Genomic DNA, 8,619 nt, shown 5'->3' with positions numbered 1-8,619 from the left:
GTGGTGACGCGGGAGTGGCGGCGGGAGGCTCCGCGCCCGGTTGGGTCTGGGGTGGCGGCGCCGGCTGGATCGCCGGGACCGACGGCAAACCAGCCGTCAGAGCGGAGCGGCCATCGCCATCGAGCAGTTCGGCGGTTGAGCGGGACTCGGTCCGGGACGTCTGTGGCCACAGGGCGTTGGTGACGAAACCGGCGCCGAACGCCATCAGCACCAGGACGGCCGCCAGCGCCCAGCGCGCTCCCCCTCGCCTCGCCGGTGCCAGCGCCGGTTCACGCTCGCGGTGGATCTCAGGTCGGCCTTCCGGGCGCAGGGGGGCCGGACCGATCGGCGCCTGGATCGGCTCCACCGGTCGCCGCTGGCGCTTGAATGTCGGCTGTGGCCTTGCTTCGGGCGTTGCCTCTGGTTCTGGCTCGGGAGACCGCGCTTGGATCAAGGGCGCTTGGACGACGGGCGCTGGCGGTGACGCTGGTGCAGCTTCGCGACCGATCGCCCAGCGGGCGCTGGCGATTTGGCGGGCGGCGCCGGTCAGGGCCGGATGCTCGAACAGCCGGTCCAGGTCGGGGCCGCCGGTCAGCAGGACCTGCATGTAGAGGCCGGTATCAGTGACGCTGCCCGACAGCTCGAACATGTCGGCGATCACCGTGGGGTCGAGCAGATCGGCGTCGCGCACCACGAGCAAACCCGCGCCGGCCTCCTCCAGGCAACGCTCCAGCGCCACGGCCAGATGCTCGATATCGTCGGTCGGGCGGGCGCCCAGCGTGACCGCCACCTGCGTCAGCAGATCCTCGAAGGTGGCGCCGCGGCGGGCGGTCGCCAGCAGGCCCAAGCCGGTGGACGCCGCGACATGGTCGGCGACACGGTGGGCCACGGTGCCGCCGCCATCGGGGGTCAGGTCCGTCACCACCATCATGCGCCGGCCGGCCATCACCGCCATCAGCACGGCGTTGAACACCGACTCCCGTTCCGCCACGGGATCGGGACCGGTTTGCTCCGGCCGCGGCGCGTCGTACACTGGGATTCGATAGCCGCTCGTCATCGTTCGCTCGGCGGGGAACGCGTCGGGTCGTGCGCTGGTCATCCGCGTTTATTACCTCACCGGTCGGTCCAGACGGAATGGAAAGACCGGGGTACATCCTTCGAATGAGCTAGTTGTGTTTCGGCACCGGCAGGTTCAGGCGGTCGCGCGCCTCCAAGATGGAGCGGTCGCCGCGCAGGTCGAAGACCTGGAGGATCAGGTCGCTGACATCGCGCTCATCCGTGTCGGCGCACTGTTCGAACACCCGGGCCAGGACCTCCAGCTGAAAATCACGGCGCCGCGCGTTCAGCAGGGTGCGTGGCCAACGGCGGGCAACCGATAGGGCCACGCGGAACGGCTCGATCAGCCACGCCTTCATGCCAGCCTGATCGAACGCCGCCGTCAGGCCGGTGGGACGCTCGTCCATCACCATCACGGCGGCGGCCTCGCGTGTCACGCCGCACCGGACCGCCATGCCGGTGATGAAGGCTTCCAGGTCGCCCGAGCACAGCATGCGGAACAGCAGGTCGGTCGTCAGCTGGCGCTGCCAGTGCATCTGCTCCAGGAAGCCGCGCAGATGGGCGCCATCCGCCAGCATGGGGCGGATCATCATCATCATGGCCGCTTCGCGGCCGCGGGTGATGCAGCGCTCCAGCACGATGTCGGGGATCTTGTGGCGCCGGGACAAGTCGCGCATCACCGCGGCGGAGACGCGGCCCAGCAGCTTCCAGGCGACCGGCGCCGGGAGCATCGGGTGGTTGGCGACCATGGTCGCGACCGACTGGGTGTCGCCGTGCCGGTCCACGATCCGGCCGAAGCCGCCGGGGGCGATCTCGGCGCCGGAGTTGGCCAGCAGGCAGGACACCACCGCGACGTCGCCGGCGTCGATCAGGGCGTCGGAGACCACCATCGACACCGTCGGGCGGCCGGCGATCGCCTCCATCTTCCGTTGGTCGCCCTTGCCGATCAGCGTCGTCAGGAAAGCGTCCTCGAAGCCGGCGTGGTGGCTCAGCACGGGGGCGGCGACTTCCGCCAGATCCTCGGCCAAGCGGATCGCCAAGGCCTCCGGCAGGCGGTCGTTATTGCGGAACTGCCACGCGATCGCCTGCCGCACCGCGATCTCGGAATCCCGCGCGAAGCTCATCAGGATTTCGGTCGCCATCTCGTTGGCGCTTCCCGAAAGCCCGCCCTGGCGGATCTGCTCGGCGACCTTGGTCGCCGTGTCGACGCGGTTGGCGACGGATGGCTGATCCATCAGGCGCGCGACATCGGCCACGGAGAGGTTGGGAAGCGCGGAGGAGGGCAGGGGTGAATGCACGGGTCGGTCCTTCGTCTTGTACTTCGGCATCGTGGCTTGAAGCCTGGCGATCCAAAGTTGACGAAGGGTTTCCCGAGGCTGTGACAAAAATTGGACGGATGGGTCGGTCTACTGGCTCAAGTCAGTAGGTCGAAGAACATCCGAGCCGACGTAATTCCCAGGAACAGGGCGAAGACGCGCTTCAGGGTCAAGGCCGGGATGGAGTGCGCCAGCCGCGCGCCCCAGGGGGCCGCCAGCATCGTGGCCGGAGCCAGGATCGCGAGCGCCACGAGATTGACGTTGCCCAGCGAGAACGGCGGCAACTCGTCGGAGCCCCAGCCGCCGATGATGGCGCCGATCGTTCCGGGGAACGCGATGATCAGGCCGATCGCGGAAGCGGTCCCGACAGCGCGGCGGATCGGATAGCTGCACAGGACCAGGGTGGGCACCGTCAGGGTTCCGCCGCCGATCCCCATCATGGTCGAGATCAGGCCGATCAGCATGCCGATGCCGAAGCGGGGGATGCCGGTCGGCAGATGGTCGGACAGGCGCAGACTGGCCGGCGAGAACGCCATATGGAGGGCCACCGCGGCGGCGGTGACCGCGAAGACGGCGATCAGCACCTCGCCCTCGACCAAGCCGATCAGCACGGCTCCGATCACCACGCCGACCGCGATGGCCGGCCCCCAGCTTTTCAGCAAGGTGACGTCGACCGCGTCCTTCCTAAGATGGGCGCGCATCGACACGATCGAGGTCGGGATGATGGTGGCGAGGGATGTGCCAACCGCGAGTTGCATGGCGACGTCGCTGTCGATGTCCAGCAGGTCGAGCAGGTGGTAGAGCACGGGAACGATGACGATGCCGCCGCCGACGCCCAGCAGGCCGGCGAGAAGGCCGCCGAACAGGCCTACACCCAGCAGGACGGCGGCCATGATGGCGAGTTGGGTTAGCTCCGGGGTCACGTGACTTCCATTTCGATGGGGCCTTCCTGAACGACGCTCCCCCCTCCCCGGAGCGGGGGAGCGTCCAGTCTGAAGCCCGAAGGTCTAACGGCCGATCGCGTAGGCTTGCATCAGTCGGGGCGTGGCCGCGGCCTTGATGATGCCATCCCAGTGGGAAGCGGCGCAGAGACGGCCAATCGACCATTCCGGCATTACTTCCACGTTATGCCCGCGGTGCAGCAATTCCTCAATGGTCGAGGTGGGTAGGTTGGCCTCCACCGATAGGCTGCCCGGTCGGCTGGCGCGTGGATAGAACGAGCCCGGGAAATGCTCCGTGTGGAACAGGGGTTGGTCGATCGTCTCCTGAAGGTTGAGGCCATAATGGATATGACGCAGGAAGAAGATCGGCTGCCATTGGTCCTGCTGGTCGCCGCCCGGCGTGCCGAACGCGAGATAGGGCTTGCCGTCGCGGAGCGCCATGGAGGGTGTCAGGGTGGTGCGCGGACGCTTGCGCGGCGCCAGACTGGCCGGCAGGCCCTCCTCCAGCCAGAACATCTGCGCCCGGCTGGTCAGGCAGAAGCCCAGTTCGGGGATGATCGGCGAGCTTTGCAGCCAGCCGCCGCTGGGCGTCGCCGAGACCATGTTTCCCCAGCGGTCGATCACGTCGATGTGACAGGTGTCGCCGCGCTTCTCGCCCCGCTCCTCGGCGACGCGCTTCTCGGAAAGATGGGCCATGGTCGGCTCGCCGGCCCCGGCACCGCTGGCATCTCCCCCGACCCGTCCGGCGGCACCCGGCACGGCGCGGTCCGCCTGTCCTTCGAAACCCGGAACCCGGCCCGGCCGCAGGTCGAGGGAGGCGGTGTCGCCGACCAGCTTGCGGCGCTCGTCGTTGTAGGCGTCGGAGAGCAGGGTCTCCATCGGCACGTCGACGAAGTTGGGGTCGCCGTAATAGGCCTCGCGGTCGGCGAAGGCGAGTTTCATGCACTCGATCACGGTATGGATGAAGTCGGGGCCGTTCGGGTCCATGGCGTCCAGGTCGAAGCCCTTGAGCAGCGCCAACTGCTGCAGGAAGACGGGACCCTGGCCCCACGGCCCCGTCTTGCAGACGGTATGGCCGCGATAGTCGTAGGTCAGCGGTTCCTCGTAGGTCGCCTTCCAGCCGTCCATGTCGTGGCCGGTCAGCATGCCGCGGTGACGCTGGCCCGAGACGTCCATCACCTCGTTGGTCCGGCAGAAGCGATCGATCGCCTCGGCCACGAATCCCCGGTAGAATTGGTCGCGGGCGGCCTGGATGCGCGACTCGCGGGTGGGGCCCTGCGCCTCGCGGACCAGCCGCTTGTAGGTCGCCGCCAGCCGGGGGTTCCTGAACAGCGCTCCGGGTTGGGGCACGTCGCCGTTGGGCAGCCAAGTCGCCGCCGATGTCGGCCAGTCCTCGCGGAACATGCCGCTGACCGTGTCGATCGACTGCGAGACGCGGGCCAGCATCGGGTGGCCGGTCTCGGCGTAGTAAATCGCCGGCTCCAGCACCTCGGACAATTCCATGGTCCCGTGGTCACGCAGCATGGTCAGCCAAGCGTCGAACGCGCCGGGAACCACGGCGGCAAGCAGGCCAGTACCGGGCACCAGGGTCAGCCCCTCGTTCCTGTAAGCCTCGATGGTCGCTGCGGCGGGAGCGGTGCCTTGGCCGCAGATCACCCGGACCCGCCCTTCCGACGCGTTGTACATCAGGATCGGCACCTCGCCAGCCGGTCCGTTCAGGTGCGGCTCGACGATCTGGAGCACGAAGCCGGCGGTAACGGCGGCGTCGAAGGCGTTGCCGCCCTTCTCCAGCGCCGCCATGCCGGCGGCGGAGGCGAGCCAATGGGTCGTCGTGACGGCGCCGAAGGTGCCCAGGATTTCCGGACGGGTGGTGAACATGATGAGCTGATCCCTCTTTGCTTTTTGTTCAGCGGCTGTCGCGCGGGTCGAGCGCGTCGCGCAGTCCGTCGCCCAGGATGTTGAAGCCGAACACCACGACGAAGATCGCGATGCCGGGCCAGATCGCCATCCAGGGGGCTTGGGTGATGAAGTTCTTGGCGGTGTTCAGCATGCTGCCCCAGCTAGGGTCCGGCGGTTGCTGGCCCAGCCCGAGGAACGACAGGCTGGCCTCCGCGATGATCGCGGTCGCGACGGTCAGGGTCGATTGGACCAGCAGGGGCGGGAAGATGTTGGGCAGGATGTAGCGAAGGATGATCCTGAGATTGGAACAGCCAACCGCGCGCGCACCCTGGACGTAATCCTCCGTCTTGACCGACAGCACCTGACCCCGCGCCAGACGCGCGAAGATCGGGGCCGCCGAGATGCCGATCGCGATCATCGCGTTGGTCAGGCTGGGGCCGAGGAAGGCGGCCAGCGCTATGGCGAGGATCAGGAACGGGCAGGCCAGCACCGCCTCCGTCACGCGGGAGATCACCGCGTCCATCCAGCCGCCGTAATAGCCCGAGATCACGCCGAACGGCACGCCGATCAGCAAGGCGATGGCGACCGAGACGATTCCGGCGGACAGCGAGGCGCGGCTGCCGACCATCAGCCGGGACAGGACATCCCGCCCGACATCGTCGGTGCCCATCCAGTGCGCCGCCGTCGGCGGCTTCCGGATCGTCAGCCAGCTCGACACGTTGGGATCGTAGGGGGCGATCAGCGGGGCCGCGATGGCCATCGCGATGAACAGCAGGACGATGATGCCGCCCGCCAGGGCCGCCGGATTGCTCCTGAGCTTCCGCCAGACGCGGGACCGGCTCCGGCTGGGGACGGGTCGGTTCGGCGATGCCGTGGCGAGCGCGTTGCCCATGGTCATGATGGTGTCCTCCCTCAGGCGCGGAGCCGGGGGTTCAACAGGAAGTACAGCATGTCGGCCAGCAGGTTCATCAGGATGAAGGCGGTTCCGGTGAACAGGACGACGCCCTGGACGACGGCGTAATCCCGGTTGAACACCGCATCGACCACAAGTTTGCCGAAGCCGGGGATGGTGAAGATCTGCTCCGTCAGCACGGCGCCGGATAGCAACTCGCCGAGCTGGAGCGTGCCCAGCGTGACCACCGGGATCAGGGCGTTGCGGAGCGCGTGGCGCAGGACGACGACACGCTCCGACAAGCCCTTGGCGCGGGCGGTCCGGACATAGTCGGCGCGGAGCGACGACAGCATGGCACTCCGGGTATGCCGCATCATGATCGCCGCGATGCCGGTGCCCAGCACGAAGGCCGGCATGATCATGGTCTGGAGGTTCCGCGACAGGTCCTCCAGCGGACTGGCGTAGCCCGACGCCGGCAGCAATCCCCATTGGACAGATACCAGCATGATCAGCATGATGCCGAGCCAAAAATTGGGGATCGAGATGCCAGATAGGGCCACCACGTTGGCCCCCACGTCCCAGGCGGTGCCCTTCCGCACCGCCGAGACGATGCCGGCGGGGATGCCGATGGCCAGCGCGATGATCATGGCCATGGTGGCGAGCTGGAGCGTGACCGGCAGCTTGGTCATGATCAGCTCGGTGACCGGCATCCGGCTTCGGATCGACTGACCCATGTCGCCCGACAGGACTCCGGTCAGCCAGTGCCAGTACTGGACCGGGACGGGGTCGTTCAGATGGTACATCTCGCGGATCGCCGCCAGCACCTCGGGGCTGCGCTCCTCCCCGGCGATGGCGAGCGCCGGATCGCCGGGAAGCAGCAGCTGAAGCGAGAAGACCATCATCGAGATCAGCAGCAGGGTCGGGATGCTGACGGCGAGGCGCCGCGCCATGTATGCCAGCAAGGGGGCGTTCCTCCCTTAGTCGCGGAGAGTGGGGATCTGGTTGGAGATCACTTGCCCAGGCTGACGTTCTCCAGGCGGATCATGCCGTCCGGATGGGGCTTGAAACCCTTCAGCTTGGAGGTCATCGCCCAGAACCAGTTCTGGTGGTACAGGTAGATCCGCTGGCGGGCGGCCAGGTAGAGATCCGCCGCCTTGGCGTACTCGGCCTTGCGGGCCGCCGTGTCGGTCGTCGTGCGCGCGGCGTTCAAGTGCTGGTCGACCTCGGCGTCGCAGTACTTGCCGTCGTTGAGCCCACCCTTGCACGAGATGAAGTTGTGGATGTTGCCGTCCGGATCGGCCCGGCCGCTCCAGCCGATCAGGAACGCCTCGAAGTCGCCGCGAGTCTGGCGGTCGAGCCCGGAGGCGAACTCGGTCGCGTTGACCGACACGTCGAACCCGGCTTCTCCCGCCAGTGCTTGGATCACCTCGGCGACGCGCAGGTTGTCGGGGCTGTTCGGCGCCATCAGCTCGACCTTGACACGCCCATGGCCAGCTTCTGCCATCAGCTTCTTGGCGCGCTCCAGGTCTCGTTCCGGCACCGGCGCGTTCTTGTCGTAATATGGGTTGGAGGGTGCCACCGGCTGGTTGCCGACGGTGTGCTCGCCCTCGAAGCCGACCTGGTTGATGATCGTCCGGTCGAGCGCCAGTTCGAACGCCTCGCGCACCTTGGGGTCCTTGCCCAGCGGGGTCTCGGACTTGGGACCATTGGCGAGGTTCAGCGTGATCCCCTGGTAGCCGAGGCTGGTCGCCTGCTCCAGCTTCAGCGAGCTGTCGCTCCGCACGGTGGGGAGGTCGGCCGGCGCCGTCCGCTCGATGATGTCGAGCCCACCGGATTGCAGGTTCGCCAGCCGCACCGTGGTGTCGGGGATCGGCAGGTAAATGACTTTCTGGATCGGGTACGCCGCCGCGTTCCAGTGCTGGGGAAACTTCTCCAGCACGATGCGGTCCTGGGCCACCCGCTCGGTCAGCTTGTAGGGGCCGGAGCAGACGGGATTGCGGCTGAAGTCCTGGCCGGCCTCGCGCGCCGCCTTGGGCGAGATCATCATGCCGGCGCGGTCCGACAAGGCGGCCAGCAAGGGGGCGAAGGGTTGCGACAGGTTGAGCCGCACCGTGTACGGATCGACGACATCCACCGAGGTGACGGCGGCGATCTCGCTGCGCCGGGTCGAGCCGGGCAGGTTGAGCGAGCGCTCGATGTTGAACTTGACCGCCTCGGCGTTGAACGGCTCGCCATCGTGGAAGGTGGCACCCTGGCGCAGCTTCATCGTCAGCGCCTTGTTGTCGGCGGACCACGACCATTCCATCGCGAGTTGGGGGACGAACTCCAGATCCGGCCCCAGGTCGACCAGCTTGTCGCACAGGCCGGCGAAGACGATGCGCCCCACGAAGGAGCGGGCGAGATCCGGGTCGAGCAGATCGGGATCTTCCTGCAGGCCAACGCGCAACGTCTGCGCGGTGGCTCCCGATGCCACGAGGGTGAGGAGACCAGCGGCCAGCAGGCCGGCGTGCCAAGGCTTGAATGTCATGAGTCGAAG

6 protein-coding genes and 1 pseudogene are annotated in these 8,619 nt (G+C 67.7%); all 7 read right to left on the bottom strand.

Features of this window, described 5'->3' with window-relative positions; translation table 11 throughout:
* A pseudogene (locus tag N825_RS33055) lies at positions 1–1,078 on the bottom strand (hypothetical protein); the annotation flags it as partial.
* Positions 1,079–1,145: 67 nt separating this feature from the next.
* Positions 1,146–2,333, bottom strand: a complete 1,188-nt coding sequence (locus tag N825_RS33050) for a DUF2336 domain-containing protein (RefSeq protein ID WP_198039025.1) — start codon at positions 2,331–2,333, stop codon at positions 1,146–1,148.
* 116 nt (positions 2,334–2,449) lie between these two features.
* Positions 2,450–3,274: a sulfite exporter TauE/SafE family protein gene (locus N825_RS33045; protein ID WP_037461120.1), complete on the bottom strand. Its 825-nt coding sequence runs from the start codon at positions 3,272–3,274 to the stop codon at positions 2,450–2,452.
* Positions 3,275–3,358: 84 nt separating this feature from the next.
* Positions 3,359–5,170 carry a gamma-glutamyltransferase family protein gene (locus N825_RS33040; protein ID WP_037461118.1) on the bottom strand — a complete coding sequence of 604 codons (1,812 nt, stop codon included), beginning with the start codon at positions 5,168–5,170 and terminating at the stop codon, positions 3,359–3,361.
* A 28-nt stretch (positions 5,171–5,198) separates the two neighbouring features.
* Positions 5,199–6,089, bottom strand: a complete 891-nt coding sequence (locus N825_RS33035) for an ABC transporter permease (RefSeq protein ID WP_037461116.1) — start codon at positions 6,087–6,089, stop codon at positions 5,199–5,201.
* A gap of 14 nt (positions 6,090–6,103) precedes the next feature.
* Positions 6,104–7,045: an ABC transporter permease gene (locus N825_RS33030; protein WP_037461115.1), complete on the bottom strand. Its 942-nt coding sequence runs from the start codon at positions 7,043–7,045 to the stop codon at positions 6,104–6,106.
* A gap of 47 nt (positions 7,046–7,092) precedes the next feature.
* Complete coding sequence (locus N825_RS33025) at positions 7,093–8,610, bottom strand: ABC transporter substrate-binding protein (RefSeq protein WP_037461113.1); 1,518 nt, start codon at positions 8,608–8,610, stop codon at positions 7,093–7,095.
* Between the last annotated feature and the right edge of the window lie 9 nt (positions 8,611–8,619).

Origin of the sequence: Skermanella stibiiresistens SB22, from assembly GCF_000576635.1 — a bacterium.
Classification (GTDB): Bacteria; Pseudomonadota; Alphaproteobacteria; order Azospirillales; family Azospirillaceae; genus Skermanella; species Skermanella stibiiresistens.
This window is presented reverse-complemented; position numbering and strand designations above follow the sequence as displayed.